The following is a 21,346-nucleotide window of genomic DNA, read 5'->3' on the forward strand; positions in this document are numbered from 1 at the left end:
TATTAAACGTCCCCTCTTAAAATCCTTGTTAGTTGAACGATCGTTCGATTGGAATGGAAAAATCCTTGCTCAAAAAGCTGTTGAATAAAGGAATAGCAATACATTAGACTAAGCATCCCAATAGTTAGTGCTACGATGGATAGCCAATGAGAAGCTTTACTTTTCGATTTTGTAGCCAACGCCCCACACCACCTTTAAATACCTTGGATTTTTCGAATCTGTTTCGATCTTTTCACGGATTTTGCGTATATGTACCGCAACGATATTTTCAGCGTTATAAGCTGGCTCATTCCACACTCGTTCGTAGATGTCACCAATGGAAAAGACTCGACCTGCATTCGTTATTAATAACTCAGTTATTTTAAATTCAATGGGTGTTAATTTAACAGGTTCGCCATCTAAGGTTAGTTCACGTGAATCTAAATCCAGCGCTAAACCATTTATAGCGATTGTCGTTTTTTTGTCTACAAAAGTACCTAGATGCACGTATCGTCTTAACTGTGATTTCACACGGGCAATCAATTCCATTGGATGAAATGGTTTTGTGACGTAATCGTCTGCTCCAACCGATAGTCCATGAATTTTATCCGAATCCTCCGCTTTTGCACTCAACATGATGATTGGGATGTTTCTTTCTTCTCGAATTTTAAACGTAGCTTGAATCCCATCCATATTCGGCATCATGATATCTAGTATGATTAAATGCACTTCGTGTTTTTCCAATAAAGCAAGTGCCTCTACTCCATCAGAAGCTTTTAATACGTGGTAACTTTCGTTTTTCAAATAAATTTCAATGCCGTCTCGAATATCTTGATCGTCATCTGTTACTAAAACCGTAAATTGAGTCATCCGTTCCACCTCTTCTTGTTCTTCTCATGTATCTAATTGTAAACGACAATTCTTAACAAATATGTAGGGTATTTCTGAAGAAATTCTTAAGAAAGTTTGATGAAGTTACCTTATTTATCTTGCATGGTACTGGTGGTGGCAACACAAAAAAAGCGTCCCTAAGTTAAGAGACGCACAAGTCTTATTCAAATTGTTTCAAACGTTTTCTTCCGCTGAATGTCAAAACGATAATTCCACCAAGTAAAAGGACGACACCAAGCCAAGATATCGGGCTTAGGACTTCTCCTACAATAACAACACTTAATACCGCCGCTGTTAAGGGCTCTCCTAAGCTTAGCGTTACTGCTGAAGAAGAAGGAACTTTTTTTAATCCAAACAAATACAATATGTACGCAGCACTTGTGGTCATAATTCCTAAGTATAGAATCGTCCCTATATTCTTAGGTTCAACCACCCATGAACTGTCGAAAATAAATAAAAACGGCATTAGCATGAATGCACTAATTGAAAAAGTCATCGCTACCGCAGGAATGGCTTCTACTTTGGCTAATAAAAATTTACTAACAATCGTGTAAATCGCAAAGACGAATCCTGCGAATAAAGATAATGTTACACCCACTGGATTGACAGTAAGCGCATCTTTATTCAAAAACAATAAAGCACATCCGATTACTGAAAGCGCAGTGGCCATCATCCAATCTCGTGAAGGTTTCATTTTCAAGAAAAGCCATTCGATTAATCCTGAAAATATTGGAGCACTTCCAATCGCAACAACTGTTCCGATGGCAATTCCAGTTACTCGCACTGAAGTGAAAAATAGTGGTTGGAATAAAGCCATACAAATCGCTGCGATAATCGTTAGCTTCCATGGCCAGGTGCCAAAACTGATTTTCTTCATGACGAGCATAATAATAAGTAATGAGAATCCTCCAATCGCTAAACGAGAAGCCCCAATGGTTAGAGGCTGTGCAGTTTGTGGGAGAAAAGTTTGAGATGTCCCTGTTGTTCCCCAAAGAATCGCTGCGAATAGGACAAGCAAATACGGAATGATCGTTTTCATGTCGTCACCTCAAGATGTTATTGACTGTACTTTACCATATATTGTACTTATTGAGATACACATTTTCGTCATCTATACTACATGTAAGAGGAGTGATACGTTTATGTATTTAACAATAGAAGAAACTGCTGTTTATTTATCTATGCCAGTCCATCAAGTACGAGATTATGTTTTGGAAGGACGCATTAAAGCGGTTCATGACGGCGACCAATTTTTGATTAACCAAGCACAATTCGAGAGACATTTAGATCAAGTTGAAGAAATGAAAAGACAGATTGATGAATGGAGAAACACGCCAATACCTGAAGATATTGATGTGAAAGATGAAGATTAATTTTTATGATGAAAACAGGTTTAAACTAACCTTAAAACAGGTATTAATAACTAGTCACTTTTTCTGGTGTGAAATGACTAGGAAAATGAAACATTACGCATACTTTAGTAAACGGACTGTTTGACATTAAGAGCCAAGTTGCGTAAGGTGAACAATTGTGTCACAAAATAAAAGAGAAAATCGAGGGGGAAACATGAAGAAAATTACAAATGTTTTTTGGATTACATTAGCACTTGTCGTGCTAGCTGTAGGTTACGGAGCTTTAGCACCTACAAGTTTTGAAACCATTACGGGAAATATGCAATCATTTATTACATCATCATTTGGTTGGTACTATTTAGCTTTAGTTTCAATTATGGTACTTTTTACGATGGTAATCATTTTCAGTCCTTTTGGAAAAATCCGCTTAGGAAAAGATACGGATCGACCTGAGTATTCAAGAATTTCTTGGTTCTCCATGCTGTTTTCAGCAGGTATGGGAATAGGTCTTGTTTTCTGGGGAGCGGCGGAACCGTTATCACATTATGCCATAGATCCAGCGACAGCTGACCCTGGTACTCGTACTGCTTTTCGTGAATCCATGCGTTATACGTTTTTCCATTGGGGATTACATGCATGGGCCATTTATGCGATTGTCGCTTTAGCGCTTGCATACTTCCAGTTCCGTAAAGGAGAACCTGGGTTAATTTCCACAACATTGAAGCCGATTTTCGGAGACAAAATGAACGGTCCTTGGGGCGTTTTAGTAGATGTTTTCGCTGTTTTTGCAACTGTAGTCGGTGTCGCAACTACACTTGGCTTCGGTGCTGTTCAAATTAACGGTGGCTTATCTTACATTTTTGGAATTCCAAATACTTTTGGAGTTCAAGTCATTATCATTGCAGTAGTAACTGTTTTATTCTTAATCTCAGCATGGTCAGGTTTAAGTAAAGGAATTAAATACTTATCCAATGTAAATATGATTTTAGCGGTTGTTCTACTAATTCTAGTTGTTATTTTAGGACCAACATTATTAATATTCAATATGTTTACGGATACGTTAGGTAGCTACATTCAAAATATTGTTCGCATGAGTTTCCGAGCTTCACCACTTGATGTTGGAAACCGTGAATGGATTAATGGGTGGACTATTTTTTACTGGGCTTGGTGGATTTCTTGGTCACCATTCGTTGGTATCTTCATTGCCCGCGTTTCAAAAGGACGCACGATTCGTGAGTTCTTAACAGGTGTATTGTTGCTTCCATCCATTGTTAGCTTCTTTTGGTTTGCTGCATTTGGAACAACTGCCATTAATATTCAAGACAAAGTAAAAGATTTAGTAGGCATGGAATTAGCTACGGAAGAAACATTATTCGCTGTATTTAATGAATTGCCAATGTCGATGGTTCTATCTATAATTGCTGTCATCTTAATCAGCACGTTCTTCATTACATCTGCCGATTCAGCAACCTTTGTACTTGGTATGCAGACGACAAACGGATCATTGAATCCTTCAAATGTAGTTAAAGTTATTTGGGGTCTAGCTCAATCATCAATCGCTGTTATTTTATTATCAGCAAATGGTTTAACAGCCCTTCAAAACATGCTAATTGTCGCCGCATTCCCGTTCTCCTTTATCATGCTCTTAATGATGATTTCTCTTTATAAATCACTAGCAGATGAAGCGAAGAAAATGAAAATTACTAAATCATAAAACCAAAGAAGCCAAGCTCTTGTTTCATAAGAGCTTGGCTTTTTCTTTGGGTTCAATTTTCGAATGATACGTAAATCAATTCTATATTTGATATTGTTTTGAGTATTTAGGGATTCTTTGTTCATTTAATACTCACTTATACTTGTTCCGCTTCAGGTGGACGCTTTCCGCGGGCGGTCCGTGAGCCTCCTCATTCGCGAACCTCACTGCGGGGTCTCACCTGGACTCGCTAATTCCGCCGGAGTCGCCACCTTCCGCTTCACACTTAAAAAATCATGTGAATAAATTGTTGAATAGTTTTATGTTTTTCTGAATTGTCTGCTAACGAATTAAGCGGGAGACATGAGGAACATACGAGACTGATAATTGTTGTCAAGAATGAAAGGTAATTTTGTCCTCTATATTTTCTTAAATCTTTTTTGTACAAAATCTTTTATTTCATTACATTGGGAAAGTTCTCGCTTCGGTAAGATGTAAGCACTCATTGATGTATTGTAGATATAGAGATTATAATCGTCCTCCGTTACTCGTTGAATTCCTTCCCATGAACATGACGTCTGTCGATTCTCCGCTACATCTAAAATTCCTTCTTCTGTTAATGTCATTTCATGTTTCCCAATAATGCCTTCATTGTTACCTTCTCGTATGAACTTCATAGTACGTTTTTTAACGGAACTATAAAAATACCGTGGATAGAATATAATCCAAATCACTCCAAGAATTGAAAATACAGTAAGTAAATAGACAAGGGACAATTCCGATACATAGGAAAGAATGAACGCAACGATCATATACAAAAAGGGAATTCCAAATCGTTGCAAATTTAACGATTTATGTACAGTTTTCGAGTTTTCAATGTGATGCATATTAAATTGAACATATGATTCTTCAGATATTTGATAGGTAAATTTCAAGTTATGTCTCCTCAAGCTTTGTAGGTACTTTGTTCATAGACTTCTGACTGTAATTACTGTGAATAATCATTCCCACAACTACGAGTAGCATTCCAATCCATGCAAGTGGAGATGGGAACACAATTGATAACAACCAAATCTCACCTGCTAGCGCAAATAGAACCTCTAACGATTGAGTTGCTTCAACTGCCCCAAGCTTCGTCATATCCCCGCGAACAAGATCGGTTGCCATGAAAAAGAGGACCGTCGCGATAACCCCTGAGAAAATAGCCACTAAAAAGGACTGCGTTACTTGAGATACCGATGGTGTTCCCACAGTAGTTGCCCCCACAACCGCGAGCAATATCCATAAAGGTAAACTCGCGATTGTCATCCCTAGCACACGTTGATATGCATCGATTCTGCCCTCACACATTTGCATCATCCTTCGATTGCCAAGCGGATACGCAAAAGAGGCAATAAGTACAGGTAGTAGTCCAAACAATAGCTGTTTGATTGAAATCGATTCTGCATGCTCTATTTGCATCAGCAAAATACCAGCTAACATAATCGCAGAAAACCCTATTCCTCTCCATACAATTCGATGACGAACTTTAAGAAATCCACTCTTCGTTTCAATCACAGTAAAAAATAAGGGAGCGAGCAGCGCACCTGACACAATCGTAACTTGCCATGTTCCAGCGATTAACCATCCAGGAGCGAACGCAGCGGCAAATGTAATCGGTGCGTAAAATAGTCCGAAACCAACAAAACTCCAAACGAACCACTGCATAGGGTTACGTTTCATTTCAATAAAAAGAGCGCGTAAATTCTTTCGTAACCCAACTAAAATAAGCAATAATGGCACCATAAAAAAATAACGAAGTGAAGCACTCCACAACCAATTACCGCCTGCACTCTCCATCGCCGCATTTAACACAAATGTAACAGCGAAAAAGAGCGATGCAAATACACCTAGTACAATGGGACGCATACCAAAATCCTCCAACAATATAATAAATCAATTATAACGAAAGCGAATGATAAAAGGATAGATGCATTCAACTTTTATGTGAACCACCGATTCCGTTATGCCTCTTTAATAATCATTTAATTCAGGAACTTACACATTTAAAGAGGTGGATATAGCTTAAGATTATTAATAACGTTTCTAATACTGGCTCTTAAATTTGTTTATTTTGTTCTGAAGGTTTCATTTTTAAATCTAACTCTATAGATTCATACTTTGATATGCCAATAGCTTACTTCGAAGCTTCTCATCGTACGCATATATATATAAACCTTTTATTCCTCGCTTCATTAAAATATTGAGAGAATTTAGTACAATCTTTTCTTTTGCCTCGGCAACATTTTCAATACCATCCATACCTGTATATGCACCTTTATCCATATATAAATCAGTATCAATGACAATTTCATCTTTAAACTCGTTATATTTTACTGATAGCCCTAAAACGACCCCAACAAAATTCAAATCAAATCCCTGAATCGTATAAATAGAACCCGCTTCATGGACTGTATTTGGATTTTCTGCCCATGTGAATTTAGGACTAGTAGTATTCCAAGGCAGTTGATAATCTCCATTGGATTCTTTTACATAGTAAGTATCCCCATCTTTTTTATGCAAAAAATCAAATGTCGAAACAACTCTACTCAACCCAAATAGTTCATTTTGATGTTTTATTGCCTCTGACATTTCTTTAAGCGTTTCAAAAACTTTCACTTCATACTTTGCATCAATAGGAAATTTCATCAGTTTTTTGCGTTTAAAGGCATTAATCCACTCAGTAACATCATCATTTGCTTGCATACGAAACTGATTTGTTAATTGATATTCTTCCACATAAGAACTTTTCTTTTTCAACATTTCAAGTGATTGCATATTCCACAAGCTTTTCAATTTCAAAACTTGATCTTGGTCAAAGATGATTACGACTACTTTTGCTAGTTTAAGTAATTCTTCTAAGTGATTATTTTCATGGAAATTGTTATATGTATCTGATTTCGTTAAAAGTAAATGCGCTTCATCCACAAATATTATGTCCACGTTTTTACTGTCTGCCTGCAGTTTAATAATTAATGGTGTAGGTTTAGCAAAATTTTTTGCTTTCAAATGCTTAACGTGCTTAGCAATATCTTTATACGTTTTATACATCTCTTCGTGATTTACAACCAAGTAATTTTTTTTTATATAATGCAGAAGAAGCTTCTCCTGATCTCTCTTGAATTGTATTAAAGATTGAACTGAGTACAACACTTTTGCCAACACCAGCTTCTCCTTCGATTAAATAGTATTACTTACTCTAGTACATATAATTCATAATTTTTCCTAAGATGAATTTTTTGTTTTTACAGTTTTTCGTCATATTTACAACGATTATTTTTCTAATTTTTATGAGATATTTGGCAAGACATGTTACGGGATACAAATAAATGAACGAGTACACTTCTACGAGCATCAGTTTTCTTCTTTATAGAAGCGCTCTCCCGATTCTGGGTTGAAATAGACTACAAAGCGCTTGTTGGTTGTTGGATCAAATGACACTTCTGAGGTTCTTTCAAATCCTTTTGGGACGAAATTTCCGTGTTTATTTTTAAATCTTCGATCCCAAATGAGCCATGATCCTGCGATAAGAATTAGTAGGACGACTAATTGAATTCCGTAAAATCCAATGATCCATTCCATTATATTTTCTTCTCCACTCTAACCGCGGTGCCATATGCAACAATCTCACTCATGTTTTGACCAATTTCCCCCGAGTCAAATCGCATCATCACAATTGCATTCGCACCCATTAAATTGGCGTTTTTCACCATACGATCCATCGCTTGTTTTCGTGCATCCTCTAGCATTTCTGTGTATTGACTAATTTCCCCCCCCATCAAACCTTTGAAGGATGCAATAATATCTTTCCCTAGTCCTCGTGCCCGAACCGTTAGACCGAATACTGGACCTAACACTTCTTTCACTTCGTAATTCTCAATTCTCTCTGTAGTGACGATAATCATTATAAATTCCCCCTTGGTTTAGCATATGAACTTTCTTTGATTATAATAGATAGTTAATTTTATTGGTAAATTTTTTCAAAGGATATTTTACAAATAAAATAAGAGAACCTCCTTGACATCTTTTAGAAAAAACAAAGACCATGTCTTCGATTCAACTGAAGCATGGCTAATTAAATGATATATTTTCTAAATATTTTAATGGGGGTCCTGCACCTTTTTGTTGTATATCTGAAGTAAATGATTTCAAGTACGTACCATCAGTTAATGTTGAATACGTAGCGTCCGCTTTCACTTCTACTCTCCATTTAGTCTCCGATAACACAACTTCAACATTCTCAGCATTTGCATCATTTTCAGTGATTATCGTTTGAACTGCACTTAACAATTCACCACTCAGTTCTGCGTCTTTGAATGTGTCTTCCATTTCCTTTTTGAATAAAGGATACTTCTCCATTTTTTCAGGTAATACAATATTGTAGGCTTGAATATATGCTAGTTGGACGTCCTCTCCTTCATCGATTAATCCATCAGCTTTATCTTTCACTTGTTCTTCAATCGTTTTTAAATCAGAAAGTTTTTGATCTAGAGATTTCACAGGGTCATCGTCAAAATTTCCAATACCCTTTGCCGTTGCTTCCAACAAAACAACGGTACCTGCAAAAGCTGCTTGCTGAGTTGCTGTATCTGCCTGTTGTTTGACCACATAGACTTTTGCAATGTTAACCACAATAACAAAAATAACAGCTGATAAGCCAAATATCCATAGTATATAAAATGCGGAATTACCACGTTCATTTTGTATGTAATTCATGGAACGAACACCTTCCCTGCGGCTTTTGAATTGAGGGAAACAGCTGTTTGTTCTTTCCATTCAGCAGGCACAAAAACGAGAGGATGATCAGCGTTAATGGAAATCGTAAAATTACCATTCGCCTGTGAAGTAATAGAAATGCTTGGATTCGCTAAGAGTGCACTACCATCAATGGATTGTAAAACCGCTGATTCTGCTTCACTAACATCATCAGTCATAGCATATACAGAAGCGCCGTCGTTTGCTGCAGATTTCAAACTTAATATAGCATAACCAGAGGCAACAACCTGCCACAACAGTATGAAGAGCATAAAATAAAACGGTAAAATACCAAGGAATTCAATACTTAAAGCACCTTTTTCATTTCTTAATACTTTTAATTGCTTCATCCAATCACCTCAAATCTATGATTACAAGTTAATTTATTTCAATTATTTAATACCTTTTAATCAACTTAATTAGCCTATCTAATTCCTCAGAGATTCGGCGTGATGAATTAGCAATTTCTTATTCGAAACCTCGAACCATATTAAATTTATTTATTCTTCACTAGGTTATCTTTATTAACGAATTTCTCGATTCGATGAGGTGGAAGTTTACCTTGTACACCAATGCTCATAACACCAGCTAAAGTACCAAACCAACAACCAACCACATATAATATATTGGTTAGGTAACTTAAAGTAATGGTTTCCCCAAAGATTTCACTCATATTTCTTATTATTAAGAAGTTACCACTACCAGAAATGACAAATAGGACTAAGAATATTCCATAATAGACAATCGTCGATTTTGACCTTGTCTCATTAGCACTGGGAATAACTATTTTAAATAGGACTTCGCATTTCACAACGAAAATGACATGCAAAATTAGCCATATACTTATTAATAAAAACTGAATCAGGATTCTACCATCAAATACTTTTACTAGAGGGATGATAAAGAAGACACTGAAACCTGTAAAATTCATATATCCCATGAACTTTAAAGAATTAAATCTTTTGAATCTTCTACCAATCACTTCCCCATAGTTACCATTAGCACATAACCAAAATACACAAAAACAGTGATGAATAAATATTTCTGATCATAATAGGGGATGGCTAAACTAATTAGAGCTGGAATAAGTGGCATTTTAAAAAAAATCCACATGGACGGTTTAGGCATAAATTAATTCTCCTTTAATGACAAAGGTGATTTATTAATCTTGTACTGCACATACATACATATAAAGAATTAATTTAAAAGAGTAACCAAACAATACAAAATAATAATGAACCACTTTTGAGATAATGTTCTCTATTTTAATTATTAAATCAAAGTTTTTATCTCAAAATTAAATCTAAGGAATGTGAAGTCACGTTTCAAAGAAGAATGAAGCTAATGTTTTAGTTTTTCCACTTCATCTGGGCGAACTAAAAACATTGGAGCCATAACCATAAACAAGAAACTTATAAAATAAAATAGGATTGAAACACCTGCATTTTCAGGAGCTTCATTTATATGCATTATTCCTATCAAAAATATTCCAATGACGATTAAAGCCATCATGTATACAGATAAAATCGTCACAAGTAATTTATGATTTTTATTCACAAAACTTCTGGCAGTTCTATTTTTAAAGAAATGAGAAGTAATAATGATTGCCAAAGTTGAAAATAGAAGAATCCAAAAATATATCGTTCCAAATAGTAGCTTAAATATAGGAGTAATTGCAAAAAAAACTATCCCCATTAACATTATATAAACTTGAAATGAATAGTATCTAACCGTATCGTACTTGTAATTCGTCCATAAGAAGAAAAGAATTCCTAAAAAAATGAAAGTGAAAATACTATTAATTAGTATCCAAGTCAGCACCGTTTTTTCTGGAATGAAACTTGTACCTATCATAATTATAAAAAATAAAAAAAACGTCATACCTAGTCGGTGGTCAGCAACTGTTTGAGGCTCTAAGTTAGACTGAGAAAACTCTCTATCATTATATTTATCCATGTTTTCATCTCCTCCACTACTTCTTCACGAATTAAAAATGTATAGCAATTAAAATAATCATTAAATTATTAAATAGAAAGTATGGAAACTCAGACATATTTGACATAATCGTTTAAATTCACAATATAGTTACTTTTGTCATCGCGCCTAATTCAGAATTCAAGTCTTTAACTTTTTGAAGAACCATATAACCTGTTGCAGCTGCCAAAATAAAAGCCAAGATGAAAAATACAGCCGCACGCCTCTTTGCCTCTAACATCAAACATTCCTCTTTTCAAATGGTCTTAATAAAACCTCATTAGGCAAATATATTTATTAAACAAGTATATTAATCTACTCCTATTTACCATTTACTTTCCTCAAATGTCAAAGATAGATAAGATTACCAGTTTGGTCTTACTAGTTCCCTTGTACCGTGCAAATAAACCTATACTACTAATTATTTTTTACCACGCCTTACGAAATGCTATTCTACGGTCATTTTAAAAAAAACACTATAAAATCAAAACTATAACCTTTTAACTTGTAAATACCCTTTTTTTTACTTTAAGAGGGTATAATGAATCGTTTATTTTTTCCACCAATTTCCAATAATCTTGAATTCAAGATACTTTACTTTAGGTATTTTGAATGTATTTTTTTATCTAACCATCTTTCATATTTTGAATATCAAAAACCGCTATATACCTCCTGGATGGAGATTATATAGCGGCTTGAATTTTTTTATAATGTAACCAAAAATTGAGTGTGTTTTCTAATGATGTCTGCGTAATCTTCAACCATTACACTGGCTGTAGGAAATTTGCCCGCTCCTGGGCCTGTCAAAGTTAATGTTCCAATGTAATTTGTATCAAGGCTAATGGCATTATCTACACCTTCAATCGCATATAGTGGGTGCTCTTGACCTACTAGTTTTAGCCTAACAAAAGCATGCAAAGACCCATCAACTTCTTGACTAATCTCTGCTATCTGTTTGAAACGCATCCCTCTACTTGAAGCATTTTGTACCTCTTCAAGTGTTATATTAGTTATTCCTTCAACCTCTACATCTTGCCATTCTGGCTGTTTACCAAAAGCGAGAGTACTCAATATCATTAACTTTCTAAAAGCATCTTGACCAGAAATGTCATTATAGGGATCAGCTTCTGCGTATCCTAGTAACTTTGCTTCCTGCAACGCATCTAAAAAGAGGCACTGTTGAATACGCATTTGGGTTAACATGTAATTTGACGTTCCATTTAAAATCCCTTGAATCTTATGCACTTGATTCACTTGAAGAAGATTTTTCAAGGTTTTAATAATCGGAACACCAGCTGCAGTAGTTGCTTCATATCCTATATGTACACCTTTCACTTTTGCCTGTTCTTCTAACTGCAAACCATACTTCGAGAACATGACTTTATTCGCAGTGATTACGTGACATCCTTTTTGAATAGCTCTACTCAAGTAATCAAACGCTGGTTCTTCACCTACGATGGCTTCAAACACAACTTGAATACCCGGGATAGCTTCGATTTCTTGAAAGCTATCCGTCACTAATACGCCTGGCGTTGCTATACGATTTTTTGCAAGATCTCGTATGAGAATAGCTTTTACTTCAATATCCAGCCCAAGAGATTGTTTCAATTGCACCTTTCTCTCATTAAGTATTTGGTAAATGCCTTGCCCAACTGTTCCAAAGCCTAAGATTGCAGCTTGAATGATTGCCACGCTTTCGCCTCCAAGTGAATCGTTACTATACTTCCCCATTTTTCAAATTCAGTCAGAAAGCCATCGTGACCGAATCGTGTATTGACCATGTAAAAATGATTATCCGGAACAAGAAGAGTAAAGAAACGTATGTCCTCAATTGGATAAATTAAATCATGTGTAAATGCGATAGATATCATTTTCGCCTTAAAATGACTAGCTGCTATTTCTATACTTCCTCTTCTCCAACCAATATCATGTGTATTCATTGCATGAAGTAACGTTAGATAGCTGTTTGCATCAAATCGACGGGTTAGCTTTCTTCCCTGATGTTTTAGGTAGGATTCGATTTCGAATAAACCGTCATCTCTGATTTTTCTGGAGAATCGTTCTTTATGTAGCTTTTCACTACGATAAGTGACCATTCCAGCCATTCTTGCTGTCTCAAACCCCTTAATATCAGATGATTTAGTGTAATTTCCATTGTGAAAACTTGCATCGGTTTCAATGGCATGAATTCCAATATAGTTAAACGCAATTCCTGTATCACTTAGATACGGGGTTACAGCTAATGGAATAAGTAAATTCATATCTTGTGGATAAAGCAATCCCCATTCCAGTACGCACATTCCGCCTAGAGATCCACCGATTACTCCATGAAGTCTATCAATACCTAACGCTAGTAATCCTTTTCTCTCAGCATGCACCATATCCCGTATTGTAATGTTCGGAAATGAAGATCGGTATGGTTCTCTTGTATCAGGATTAATCGTCAACGGCCCTGTTGAACCCGAACATCCACCTAGTACATTAAAAGTAATGACCCGAAAATTATTTGTATTGATATACTTTCCAGGTCCAATCAGTCCACTCCACCATCCGGGAGATTCTTCTGTTCCAACTGTATATTGGTTTCCAGTTAAAGCATGGCAAACTAAAACAACTGGTGCATCTGAAGGTCCAAGAGATTCATATGATAGTTCGACATTTTTTAACCAGTCTCCCGACTCTAATTGGAAGCTCCCTATTGTTACTTTGCCTGTTGACACTCTAACTCACCTCCAAGTTAAATTTCCACCACAGTTGCTTGTTCGATTGCTTGCGCTAAATCTGCAACTAAGTCTTCGATCGATTCCAATCCAACTGACAAACGAATCAATTCTTCAGTTACACCTGAAAGTTTTAATTCTTCGCTACTTAACTGTTGGTGAGTTGTAGAAGCTGGGTGAATGATAAGTGACTTGGCATCTCCGACATTCGCTACATGAGACCAAATTTGGACATTATCAATTATTTTACGTCCTGCATCTCTTCCTCCTTTTATTCCAAAGTTTACAATCGACCCATAACCATTTTTCAAGTATTTGTTAGCAAGTTGGTGAGATGGATGGGATTCAAATCCATTAAAACTCACCCATTCAACCGCAGGATGATTTTCCAAATAGTTGGCGACAGCTAATGCATTTTCATTGTGCTTCGGTACGCGTAAGTGCAGCGTTTCGAGACCTTGCAAAAAAGAAAATGCATTTTCAGGACTTAAACATGGTCCGAAGTCTCGTAGTAATTGAACACGCAGTTTAATAGCAAAGGCAACTTGAGGCACATCAATCCCATACCGCAATCCATGGTAACTCGCATCTGGTTCCGTGAATCCTGGAAACTTCTCGCTATTCCAATCAAACCTCCCTGCATCAACCACGACGCCGCCGATAGAAGTTCCATGTCCACCAATCCATTTAGTTGCTGAATGTACGACTACGTCTGCACCATATTCAATTGGATTACTTCCGTATGGAGTAGCAAATGTATTATCAACAATCAACGGAATTCCGTTCGCGTGTGCCACGTTAGCCACTTCTTCGACATCTAACACATGAAGGCTTGGGTTTCCGATAATTTCTCCGAAAAGAGCTTTTGTTTTTTCAGTAATGGCTTTTTGGAAATTCTCAGGATTTGCGGAATCGACAAACTTCACTGTTATTCCATACCTTGGAAGTGTATTAGCAAATAAATTATAAGTTCCCCCATATAGATTACTTGCAGCAACGATTTCATCACCCGCTCCTGCCACATTCAAAATGGAGAAAGCAATAGCAGCCATTCCGCTTGATAAAGCAACTGCTGCAGTACCTCCTTCTAGCAATGCAATACGCTGTTCAAATACATCCACTGTTGGGTTGCCTATACGTGAATAAATATGACCCGTTTCTTGTAACGCAAATAATTTTTGTGCATGATCAGTGTCTCTGAATACAAAAGATGTGGTTTTGTGGATCGGCACTGCCCGAGAACCTGTTATCGGGTCCGGCTGTTGCCCTCCATGTAAGAGTAGTGTTTCTGGTCGAAGATTTGTCATTGATAATTCCCTCCTGATTAGTGGTTTCGATGGAAGTGTGGAGGCGAAAGAGGAGTTTTTGGAATAGAAAAAAGCCCCATCTTCGCTTAAGAAGAGGGGGCTCGCAAGTGCGTATTCCTCCTCTTATCTTTCAGATCCACGTAAAGAAATCTGTAGGAATTAGCACCTTTGCAAGTTTGTCACTTGCCGGTTGCCGGGCATCGCAGGGCCTAGTCCCTCCGCCGCTCTTGATAAGAGTATTAGATTTAGTTTTCCATCTTGAGAAACATTATATGTTTTTAAAAAAGAAAAAGTCAAGAATTTTTAAATAAATTTTGAAACTTCAACCTACACTCAAACGTTTAAATGAATGTAATGCAAAGGGGTTGGAAAATATGAATCTTGTAATATGGACAACAATTGTTATTCTTTTTGGTTATATGATTGGCAGTCTCCACGGATCGAAAATAGCACAATGGTTATCCGGAGTAAATATAAAAGAACAAGGCGTAAAAAATTCAGGTGCATCAAATGCAACCATTGTTTTGGGGTGGAAATATGGAGCACTAGTTGCATTAATTGATATAGGAAAAAGTTTCCTTGCAATTGTATTCATGCATTATTTCTTAAACGATACGTTTTATTCGAATAAACAAATCATGTCTTTATTGTTTCTGACGGGTATGGCAGTTACTATCGGACATAATTATCCTGTATGGATGAAATTTAATGGTGGAAAAGGGACGGCATCAGTAATAGGCGTTCTCTTTGCACTAGATTGGAAAATGGGATTTGTCGGGTTAGCACTTCTAATTGTGACAACTCTTATGACAGATTATTTGCTTGTTGGCGTACTTTTTTTATACCTCACATTTACTGGCTACAGTTTGTGGTTTACTGAAGGAATTGCTCCACTATTAGTTGCTATTACACTATTCACTTTAGCCATGTGGAAACACAAAGAAAATATGGTAAGAATAAAAGGTGGCACTGAACCTCGAATTTCCACGGTATTAAAAAAGAAAAAAGGAGAAACGTCACAAAGGTAATGGTATCATTTTAAACAAGCACTTATTAAGACAATTCATACGAAATTTTCAAGGTAAATCATTATTTCGCGAAAACGATGTGAGTGCTAAACTAATTGTAGATTAGAATGTCTAAGGGAGATGTATATATGCAAGAAATATTAATCGAACGCCTCGTACGTTATGCCAAAATAAATACACAATCAGATACGGAAAGCACCACTTGTCCTTCCACTCCTGGACAATGGGATTTATTATACGAATTAGAAAAAGAATTAACTTCTGTCGGAATGGAAGATATCACTTTAGATGAGTATGGTTATTTATTTGCCACACTTCCTTCGAATACAGACCGAGACATTCCGACAATTGGGTTTTTGGCTCATGTCGATACGACGACTGATTACACGGGTAAAAATGTGAATCCTCAGCGCATTGATTGTTATGAAGGTGGACCAATCCAGTTAAATGAAGATACTGTGATGTCACCTGAGGACTTCCCTGAAATGAATAACTACATTGGACATACATTAATTACGACTGATGGAACAACTCTTTTAGGTGCTGATAATAAAGCTGGAGTTGCTGAAATCATGACTGCAATGGAGTTCTTGATTAAAAATCCTGATATCAAACACGGTAAAATAAGAGTTGGATTTACACCTGATGAAGAAATCGGGCGTGGTCCTCATAAATTTGATGTAGAAAAATTTGACGCTAAATATGCGTATACAATGGATGGCGGACCACTCGGAGAACTTCAGTACGAAAGCTTTAACGCTGCAGGTGTAAAAGTGACTGCTCGAGGAACTAGTGTGCATCCAGGTTCAGCGAAAAATAAAATGGTAAATGCCTTGACGATTGCAACCAAATTCCAATCACATATGCCTACTGATCAGGTTCCCGAAAAAACAGAAGGCTACGAAGGGTTCATTCATTTAATGAATTTCAAAGGCAATGTTGAAGAAGCAAAACTTTCATATATTATTCGCGACTTTAACCGCGAAAAATTTGAAGAGAAAAAAGCGATTTTCGAAAAAGCTGCTGCTGATATTCACGCTGAATATGGCGTGAATGCTATTACAGTTGAAATAAATGATCAATACTTTAATATGGGTGAAAAAATTGAACCTGTAAAACATATTGTGACAATTGCTCAAGAAGCGATGGAGAACTTATCAATTGAACCAATCATTTCACCAATTCGTGGAGGAACGGATGGCTCTCAACTTTCTTATATGGGCATGCCGACACCTAACATTTTCACTGGTGGCGAGAATTACCACGGGAAATTTGAATACATTTCAGTGGATAACATGGAGAAAGCAACAAAAGTGATTATCGAAATGGTTCAATTATACGAAAAACAAGCACTTTAATTAGATTTCTAAAACAGGCATGGGTATTTCCCCTATGCTTGTTTTTTCTATTAGACAATCATATATTTTTCACGCCTTCATTCATTTAATTATTCCCTTTAACATATAAAACACATATGTACTTCAAATTTCACCTCGACAAGATTCCACTATTTGAAACTAGAGACCTTCACAAATCAGCCAAAAATTCAACGTAATAATGAAAATCATTCTCACTGAATACGTAAATTGTGTTATCATATGTGGTAGTAAGAAAACCTATCAGCTATTTGGAGGCTTACACATTATGCAGACGGCAGTTAAAACTGATTCTTTATCCATTGGTTATACGAATCATTTACTATTCGAAAACTTAAATTTACATATACCTCAGGGTGAAATAACTGTATTTGTTGGAAGTAATGGTTGTGGGAAATCGACTCTTTTACGATCTATTGCCCGTTTATTGAAGCCTGAATCAGGCGCTGTTTTATTAGAAGGAAAAGATGTAAACCGAATGTCATCAAAAGATGTGGCTAAAAAAATGGGGATTCTCCCTCAATCACCAGTTTCACCAGAAGGATTAACCGTCCACGACTTGGTGAAACAAGGACGTTATCCACATCAATCTTGGCTGAAACGTTGGTCAGAAGAAGATACAGTTAAAGTAGAAGCTGCCATGGAAGCAACGAATATTAGTGATTTACGGGATCAAGCCGTAGACACACTTTCAGGTGGTCAACGTCAACGCGCGTGGATTGCTATGACTTTAGCTCAAGATACGGATGTTATTCTTCTTGACGAACCGACTACTTACTTAGACATGACACATCAAATCGAAATTCTAGATCTTCTTTTTGAATTAAACGAGAAAAAGAATCGAACGATTGTAATGGTGTTGCACGATATCAATTTAGCTTCCCGCTATGCACATAACATAGTTGCTATAAAAGACGGAGAAGTTCATGCTCAGGGTAAACCAGAAGAAATTGTGACATGTGATTTAGTCAGATCAGTTTTCGGAATGGAATGCCAAGTTTCTAAGGATCCAATGTTTGGAACGCCTCACTGTATTCCCTTTGGACGTGGCCGTTGTGTCGTGCCAGAATTACTTGCCTCTGCAGGGGCATAATTCATCAATTAAATATATAAAATTTCACCCATATGTATCATCATGCATTTGGGTTTTTTGTATACATTTTTAAGCAATCCTCCATAGTTAAAAGTTAAGAAACAAAGTAATTTACACACAAAAAAAGACTCATACGCACGGTTTGCGCATGAATCTTTTGTATACACAACTTAACGGTGAGGGGGGTTAAGTTTGTGAAATGTCAGCTTCATTTTGGAGAAAAGTCGCTGACTCGTCCTAACATGTTGACTAATATAGAAGGAATACCATTCCTTATACGATAATGATAATCATTATCAGTAAGTAAGTCAACACATTCTACAAAATTATTTGTATACTTGACCTATGACTACTTTAACGAACGATCAAATCCGCCAATTGAATATGTATAGCACGTATGTCAGTCAACCGAAGCATCCTTTATTCACATTGGAGCAACTACATCAAGTCGATATTCTCCCAGTAATAAAAACGGTTACTGGAATTGACAAAGACGCTGTTGCTGCCTCTTACTTCATGCGCAGATATGGCATGTTTGTCTCCACTCAATTTGTCATCTTTATTACATATGAAGAAATGTGGATGGGCAAAGCAAACCAAGTTCAATTTGGCGCAATAAATGAATACGGCAATATGAGTGTAAGTACATTTATTTCACCTATAGATTATCAAGATACTTCTTCTATTCCACCCAAAGAATTAGTTCATCACATTTTACACGAACAAATTCAACCGATGATCCATGCTCTACGAAATTATTCATCCGTCTCTCCCCTAACCTTATGGGAGAATGTTTTCGGATTTATGCTTTGGCATTTTCATGTGATGCTTAACACCACTTCAACGACAGAAATGGCGAGAGAAGTTCTTGATTTATTGAAGGAAGATGACATGTGGACTGGAATATCTTCGCACTCTTTATTCGCCACCTATCTAAAAGGTTCCGAACCTTCCCTTTTGCTCAATACAAAAATTCGAACAACCTGTTGTTTTTCCAAGGATGTGCCTGGATTACAAGCTTGTGGATTCTGCCCCTTACTGTAGTTAATAATACCTATTTTGCACATTGGTAGGTTTTAGGTTTGGGCAATTAGGATAAACCTAACAGTAAGAAGATGAAAAGGAGCGTGTCAATGACATGGAAAACATTCAAGGTAAAGTTCAAGAGGAATTAAACAATGTAAGTCCTGAAAAGAAAGATGAAATTTTAGCGAATTTTTCAACCTTTAAATCTTATTTAGGCGGTAAAGTTGCAACTGGTGAAAAATTAGGTTTAGGTGAAGAGCAATTGGCGAAAACAGCTGAAATGGTTGCTGGATACTTAGCTAATAATGAAGAACCACGTAATAGTGAAGAAAACTTGCTTCAAGAATTATGGAAGTCAGGCGATAAAGACCAACAGCACGCATTAGCACATATGTTAGTTAATATGGTGCGTAAATAAGGTCAGGAAAGGATCGACTTGTTATGACGAATAAGCCTTTCAATGAACGTGATCGTAAAGATGAAAAACATCGTGATTTAGATAATCCAGATGTAGTTAAAACGGACAAAGAAAGCCTCTTCGACATGCATGACGATATGCAAACCGTCGATGCGGTTCCTGTAGAAGAATTAAATCAAAAAGTAAAAGATGAAAAAAATCATCGTAAAACAAAAGACGATTCTTCTAGCGAAGAACGTTATCCAGATTAAAAATGAAACAGCGTGCATCAGTTTTGTGCACGCTGTTTTTTCTTATTCTGTTATCCCAAAATATATCATTTATAGGTGTAACAAAAATCTCCTAGCCGATAACCGGTTAGGAGATTTTTGTTATTAGTCCTCGTCTACAGTACTTGTCGCAGCATCGCGTATTTCTACTCGATGAGCATATATATTTTTGATGATCGTTTTAATGATTGCATAGGTAGGGATAGCTAAGATAATGCCCCATAATCCTGCGATATTACCTGCAGCTAAAATGACGGTAATAACAGTTAAAGGATGAATATCGAGTGCTTTACCCATAACATTAGGTGAAATTAAATTACTCTCAATTTGTTGAGCCACTAACATGATAATCGCAACATATAAAGCTAGTTGAGGTTCTTGAACAAATCCAATAATTAGAGCTGGAATAACAGAAATATATGGCCCTAAGAAAGGAATCACATTCATAAACATTCCGAAAATAGCGAGTAACAAGGCATAATCTAACCCAATGATCAGATAACCAATTAATAACATGATTCCTACTGCAAAACTAACTAATAGTTGTCCTTGAATATATGATTTTAACGTAATGTCAATATCGACCAACGTTTTACGAATCCAGGTTTTGCGATCTCCCTTAAAGAACCCAGCAATAAATGGGGCAAACTTTTCGTGATCTTTCAGCAAATACACAAGGAAGAATGGAACCAGAACTAAAAGGAACAATCCTTGGAAGAAACTTTGGATGAATGTGACTACCCAAGAACCAAAGCCCATCGCAATATCATTCACACGTCCTGATTGATCATCAATCGATTTTTCAATCGCTTTTGGCAAGCGATCTTTTTGATTAATGACATAATCGACCATATTTTCCACATCTTTTGTAATCTCTGGTGCATCTTCTACTAACGCGTTCACTTGATCCGTTACAGCTGGACCAATCATGGATGAGAAGAACCAAAGAGCTAAACCTATCGTTGCGAAGATAGCCAAAATACTTGTCCATCTCGCCCACCCTTTTGATTCTAAAAACTTAAGTAACGGTCTAGTTAAGTAAAATAACACTCCTCCAATTAATAGAGGAAGGAAAATCGTTTGACCTATAATGAGAAGTGGCGAAAAAATTCCTTTCACTTCCATAAACATTCGAATAATAACTAAGCCGAGTAGTAAGCCAACGCCTACTTGAAACCATAACTTTTTCGTCAATCTATACACATCCTTTATCTTTATCCGACAGAAGACTCCCACCTCAAAGAATGAAAAGGGCGAAGCCCCTAATGAGTAGGTGGGAGATGGATGTCGGTTGGCGGTAGTCAAAACTTTCCTCACGATGGTACAATGAGAACAAACATTCGTATCGTTAGGGGTGAAAATCATGTTAGTCAATAAGGCATACAAATTCCGGATCTATCCAACCAAAGAACAAGAAATCCTCATT

Annotated in this window: 27 protein-coding genes and 1 riboswitch; of the genes, 9 read left to right on the forward strand and 18 right to left on the reverse strand. The window is 36.5% G+C overall.

Annotation, left to right across the window (positions count from 1 at the left end; genetic code table 11):
• Positions 1 to 2: 2 nt before the first annotated feature.
• The 3 genes from ACHUE4_RS10525 to ACHUE4_RS10535 form a co-directional block, all read right to left on the reverse strand.
• Positions 3 to 179 carry a hypothetical protein gene (locus ACHUE4_RS10525; RefSeq protein ID WP_394189748.1) on the reverse strand — a complete coding sequence of 59 codons (177 nt, stop codon included), beginning with the start codon at positions 177 to 179 and terminating at the stop codon, positions 3 to 5.
• Positions 157 to 849 (reverse strand): response regulator transcription factor, encoded by a 693-nt coding sequence (locus ACHUE4_RS10530; protein ID WP_394189750.1) that lies wholly within the window; start codon positions 847 to 849, stop codon positions 157 to 159. The genes ACHUE4_RS10525 and ACHUE4_RS10530 overlap by 23 nt, the downstream gene beginning before the upstream one ends.
• Positions 850 to 1,030: 181 nt before the next feature.
• The gene (locus ACHUE4_RS10535) at positions 1,031 to 1,909 is read right to left on the reverse strand and encodes a DMT family transporter (protein WP_394189752.1); all 879 of its coding nucleotides are present in this window, start codon (positions 1,907 to 1,909) and stop codon (positions 1,031 to 1,033) included.
• Positions 1,910 to 2,012: 103 nt separating this feature from the next.
• On the opposite strand from ACHUE4_RS10535, the gene ACHUE4_RS10540 reads away from it, so the two are divergent.
• Both ACHUE4_RS10540 and ACHUE4_RS10545 read left to right on the forward strand, forming a co-directional pair.
• Complete coding sequence (locus ACHUE4_RS10540; protein WP_394189754.1) at positions 2,013 to 2,243, forward strand: helix-turn-helix domain-containing protein; 231 nt, start codon at positions 2,013 to 2,015, stop codon at positions 2,241 to 2,243.
• A 193-nt stretch (positions 2,244 to 2,436) separates the two neighbouring features.
• Complete coding sequence (locus ACHUE4_RS10545) at positions 2,437 to 3,936, forward strand: glycine betaine uptake BCCT transporter (RefSeq protein WP_394189756.1); 1,500 nt, start codon at positions 2,437 to 2,439, stop codon at positions 3,934 to 3,936.
• A 398-nt stretch (positions 3,937 to 4,334) separates the two neighbouring features.
• Here ACHUE4_RS10545 and ACHUE4_RS10550 read toward each other — a convergent pair whose 3' ends face one another.
• The 14 genes from ACHUE4_RS10550 to ACHUE4_RS10615 form a co-directional block, all read right to left on the reverse strand.
• Positions 4,335 to 4,850, reverse strand: coding sequence for a YcxB family protein (locus ACHUE4_RS10550; protein ID WP_394189757.1), 516 nt, complete (start codon positions 4,848 to 4,850; stop codon positions 4,335 to 4,337).
• 1 nt (position 4,851) lies between these two features.
• Entirely contained in the window at positions 4,852 to 5,823 is a 972-nt protein-coding gene (locus tag ACHUE4_RS10555; RefSeq protein WP_394189759.1) for a DMT family transporter, read from the reverse strand.
• A 237-nt stretch (positions 5,824 to 6,060) separates the two neighbouring features.
• Complete coding sequence (locus ACHUE4_RS10560) at positions 6,061 to 7,107, reverse strand: DUF2075 domain-containing protein (protein ID WP_394189803.1); 1,047 nt, start codon at positions 7,105 to 7,107, stop codon at positions 6,061 to 6,063.
• A 201-nt stretch (positions 7,108 to 7,308) separates the two neighbouring features.
• Positions 7,309 to 7,536 carry a hypothetical protein gene (locus ACHUE4_RS10565; RefSeq protein ID WP_394189761.1) on the reverse strand — a complete coding sequence of 76 codons (228 nt, stop codon included), beginning with the start codon at positions 7,534 to 7,536 and terminating at the stop codon, positions 7,309 to 7,311.
• Positions 7,536 to 7,859, reverse strand: coding sequence for a YbjQ family protein (locus ACHUE4_RS10570; protein WP_394189763.1), 324 nt, complete (start codon positions 7,857 to 7,859; stop codon positions 7,536 to 7,538). Before ACHUE4_RS10570 ends, ACHUE4_RS10565 begins: the two co-directional genes overlap by 1 nt.
• A gap of 166 nt (positions 7,860 to 8,025) precedes the next feature.
• Positions 8,026 to 8,670 carry a hypothetical protein gene (locus ACHUE4_RS10575; RefSeq protein WP_394189765.1) on the reverse strand — a complete coding sequence of 215 codons (645 nt, stop codon included), beginning with the start codon at positions 8,668 to 8,670 and terminating at the stop codon, positions 8,026 to 8,028.
• Positions 8,667 to 9,059: a pilus assembly protein gene (locus ACHUE4_RS10580; protein ID WP_394189767.1), complete on the reverse strand. Its 393-nt coding sequence runs from the start codon at positions 9,057 to 9,059 to the stop codon at positions 8,667 to 8,669. The genes ACHUE4_RS10575 and ACHUE4_RS10580 overlap by 4 nt, the downstream gene beginning before the upstream one ends.
• A 146-nt stretch (positions 9,060 to 9,205) precedes the next feature.
• Positions 9,206 to 9,640 carry a hypothetical protein gene (locus tag ACHUE4_RS10585; RefSeq protein ID WP_394189769.1) on the reverse strand — a complete coding sequence of 145 codons (435 nt, stop codon included), beginning with the start codon at positions 9,638 to 9,640 and terminating at the stop codon, positions 9,206 to 9,208.
• A gap of 47 nt (positions 9,641 to 9,687) precedes the next feature.
• Complete coding sequence (locus ACHUE4_RS10590; protein WP_394189771.1) at positions 9,688 to 9,837, reverse strand: hypothetical protein; 150 nt, start codon at positions 9,835 to 9,837, stop codon at positions 9,688 to 9,690.
• Positions 9,838 to 10,050: 213 nt separating this feature from the next.
• Complete coding sequence (locus ACHUE4_RS10595; RefSeq protein ID WP_394189773.1) at positions 10,051 to 10,665, reverse strand: hypothetical protein; 615 nt, start codon at positions 10,663 to 10,665, stop codon at positions 10,051 to 10,053.
• A gap of 118 nt (positions 10,666 to 10,783) precedes the next feature.
• Positions 10,784 to 10,924: a hypothetical protein gene (locus tag ACHUE4_RS10600; RefSeq protein ID WP_394189775.1), complete on the reverse strand. Its 141-nt coding sequence runs from the start codon at positions 10,922 to 10,924 to the stop codon at positions 10,784 to 10,786.
• Between the two features lie 464 nt (positions 10,925 to 11,388).
• Entirely contained in the window at positions 11,389 to 12,375 is a 987-nt protein-coding gene (locus ACHUE4_RS10605; RefSeq protein ID WP_394189777.1) for a homoserine dehydrogenase, read from the reverse strand.
• Positions 12,348 to 13,403, reverse strand: coding sequence for a homoserine O-acetyltransferase MetX (metX, locus tag ACHUE4_RS10610; protein WP_394189779.1), 1,056 nt, complete (start codon positions 13,401 to 13,403; stop codon positions 12,348 to 12,350). The genes ACHUE4_RS10605 and metX overlap by 28 nt, the downstream gene beginning before the upstream one ends.
• 17 nt (positions 13,404 to 13,420) lie before the next feature.
• Positions 13,421 to 14,710, reverse strand: a complete 1,290-nt coding sequence (locus ACHUE4_RS10615; protein ID WP_394189781.1) for an O-acetylhomoserine aminocarboxypropyltransferase/cysteine synthase family protein — start codon at positions 14,708 to 14,710, stop codon at positions 13,421 to 13,423.
• A gap of 120 nt (positions 14,711 to 14,830) precedes the next feature.
• A riboswitch (SAM riboswitch) is annotated at positions 14,831 to 14,947 on the reverse strand.
• Positions 14,948 to 15,084: 137 nt separating this feature from the next.
• Between ACHUE4_RS10615 and ACHUE4_RS10620 the strand changes: the two genes are divergently transcribed.
• The 6 genes from ACHUE4_RS10620 (at position 15,085) to ACHUE4_RS10645 (ending at position 19,902) form a co-directional block, all read left to right on the forward strand.
• Complete coding sequence (locus ACHUE4_RS10620) at positions 15,085 to 15,738, forward strand: glycerol-3-phosphate acyltransferase (RefSeq protein ID WP_394189783.1); 654 nt, start codon at positions 15,085 to 15,087, stop codon at positions 15,736 to 15,738.
• A 128-nt stretch (positions 15,739 to 15,866) separates the two neighbouring features.
• The gene (gene pepT / locus ACHUE4_RS10625; RefSeq protein WP_394189785.1) at positions 15,867 to 17,096 is read left to right on the forward strand and encodes a peptidase T; all 1,230 of its coding nucleotides are present in this window, start codon (positions 15,867 to 15,869) and stop codon (positions 17,094 to 17,096) included.
• A 286-nt stretch (positions 17,097 to 17,382) separates the two neighbouring features.
• Positions 17,383 to 18,207 (forward strand): ABC transporter ATP-binding protein, encoded by an 825-nt coding sequence (locus ACHUE4_RS10630; RefSeq protein WP_394189787.1) that lies wholly within the window; start codon positions 17,383 to 17,385, stop codon positions 18,205 to 18,207.
• Positions 18,208 to 18,552: 345 nt separating this feature from the next.
• On the forward strand, positions 18,553 to 19,251 hold the full coding sequence (locus tag ACHUE4_RS10635) for a hypothetical protein (RefSeq protein WP_394189789.1): 699 nt from the start codon (positions 18,553 to 18,555) through the stop codon (positions 19,249 to 19,251).
• A 94-nt stretch (positions 19,252 to 19,345) separates the two neighbouring features.
• Complete coding sequence (locus tag ACHUE4_RS10640) at positions 19,346 to 19,651, forward strand: DUF3243 domain-containing protein (RefSeq protein ID WP_394189791.1); 306 nt, start codon at positions 19,346 to 19,348, stop codon at positions 19,649 to 19,651.
• Positions 19,652 to 19,674: 23 nt separating this feature from the next.
• Positions 19,675 to 19,902 carry a hypothetical protein gene (locus tag ACHUE4_RS10645; RefSeq protein WP_394189793.1) on the forward strand — a complete coding sequence of 76 codons (228 nt, stop codon included), beginning with the start codon at positions 19,675 to 19,677 and terminating at the stop codon, positions 19,900 to 19,902.
• A gap of 123 nt (positions 19,903 to 20,025) precedes the next feature.
• Here ACHUE4_RS10645 and ACHUE4_RS10650 read toward each other — a convergent pair whose 3' ends face one another.
• On the reverse strand, positions 20,026 to 21,114 hold the full coding sequence (locus ACHUE4_RS10650) for an AI-2E family transporter (RefSeq protein ID WP_394189795.1): 1,089 nt from the start codon (positions 21,112 to 21,114) through the stop codon (positions 20,026 to 20,028).
• 169 nt (positions 21,115 to 21,283) lie between these two features.
• Here ACHUE4_RS10650 and ACHUE4_RS10655 point away from each other — a divergent pair.
• The coding region (locus tag ACHUE4_RS10655) for a helix-turn-helix domain-containing protein (protein WP_394189805.1) at positions 21,284 to 21,346 on the forward strand (63 nt) is incomplete at its 3' end.

Source organism: Paenisporosarcina quisquiliarum (assembly GCF_043641925.1).
In the GTDB taxonomy this organism is placed as follows: domain Bacteria; phylum Bacillota; class Bacilli; order Bacillales_A; family Planococcaceae; genus Paenisporosarcina; species Paenisporosarcina quisquiliarum_A.

What these genes read in the sequence shown, in the direction of transcription:
- ACHUE4_RS10530 (WP_394189750.1), bottom strand. Translation starts at nt 849, where the DNA reads ATGACTCAATTTACGGTTTTAGTAACAGATGACGATCAAGATATTCGA.
- ACHUE4_RS10535 (WP_394189752.1), bottom strand. Translation starts at nt 1,909, where the DNA reads ATGAAAACGATCATTCCGTATTTGCTTGTCCTATTCGCAGCGATTCTT.
- ACHUE4_RS10540 (WP_394189754.1), top strand. Translation starts at nt 2,013, where the DNA reads ATGTATTTAACAATAGAAGAAACTGCTGTTTATTTATCTATGCCAGTC.
- ACHUE4_RS10545 (WP_394189756.1), top strand. Translation starts at nt 2,437, where the DNA reads ATGAAGAAAATTACAAATGTTTTTTGGATTACATTAGCACTTGTCGTG.
- ACHUE4_RS10555 (WP_394189759.1), bottom strand. Translation starts at nt 5,823, where the DNA reads ATGCGTCCCATTGTACTAGGTGTATTTGCATCGCTCTTTTTCGCTGTT.
- ACHUE4_RS10565 (WP_394189761.1), bottom strand. Translation starts at nt 7,536, where the DNA reads ATGGAATGGATCATTGGATTTTACGGAATTCAATTAGTCGTCCTACTA.
- ACHUE4_RS10570 (WP_394189763.1), bottom strand. Translation starts at nt 7,859, where the DNA reads ATGATTATCGTCACTACAGAGAGAATTGAGAATTACGAAGTGAAAGAA.
- ACHUE4_RS10575 (WP_394189765.1), bottom strand. Translation starts at nt 8,670, where the DNA reads ATGAATTACATACAAAATGAACGTGGTAATTCCGCATTTTATATACTA.
- ACHUE4_RS10580 (WP_394189767.1), bottom strand. Translation starts at nt 9,059, where the DNA reads ATGAAGCAATTAAAAGTATTAAGAAATGAAAAAGGTGCTTTAAGTATT.
- ACHUE4_RS10585 (WP_394189769.1), bottom strand. Translation starts at nt 9,640, where the DNA reads ATGAATTTTACAGGTTTCAGTGTCTTCTTTATCATCCCTCTAGTAAAA.
- ACHUE4_RS10590 (WP_394189771.1), bottom strand. Translation starts at nt 9,837, where the DNA reads ATGCCTAAACCGTCCATGTGGATTTTTTTTAAAATGCCACTTATTCCA.
- ACHUE4_RS10595 (WP_394189773.1), bottom strand. Translation starts at nt 10,665, where the DNA reads ATGGATAAATATAATGATAGAGAGTTTTCTCAGTCTAACTTAGAGCCT.
- ACHUE4_RS10600 (WP_394189775.1), bottom strand. Translation starts at nt 10,924, where the DNA reads ATGTTAGAGGCAAAGAGGCGTGCGGCTGTATTTTTCATCTTGGCTTTT.
- ACHUE4_RS10615 (WP_394189781.1), bottom strand. Translation starts at nt 14,710, where the DNA reads ATGACAAATCTTCGACCAGAAACACTACTCTTACATGGAGGGCAACAG.
- ACHUE4_RS10620 (WP_394189783.1), top strand. Translation starts at nt 15,085, where the DNA reads ATGAATCTTGTAATATGGACAACAATTGTTATTCTTTTTGGTTATATG.
- pepT (WP_394189785.1), top strand. Translation starts at nt 15,867, where the DNA reads ATGCAAGAAATATTAATCGAACGCCTCGTACGTTATGCCAAAATAAAT.
- ACHUE4_RS10630 (WP_394189787.1), top strand. Translation starts at nt 17,383, where the DNA reads ATGCAGACGGCAGTTAAAACTGATTCTTTATCCATTGGTTATACGAAT.
- ACHUE4_RS10635 (WP_394189789.1), top strand. Translation starts at nt 18,553, where the DNA reads ATGACTACTTTAACGAACGATCAAATCCGCCAATTGAATATGTATAGC.
- ACHUE4_RS10640 (WP_394189791.1), top strand. Translation starts at nt 19,346, where the DNA reads ATGGAAAACATTCAAGGTAAAGTTCAAGAGGAATTAAACAATGTAAGT.
- ACHUE4_RS10645 (WP_394189793.1), top strand. Translation starts at nt 19,675, where the DNA reads ATGACGAATAAGCCTTTCAATGAACGTGATCGTAAAGATGAAAAACAT.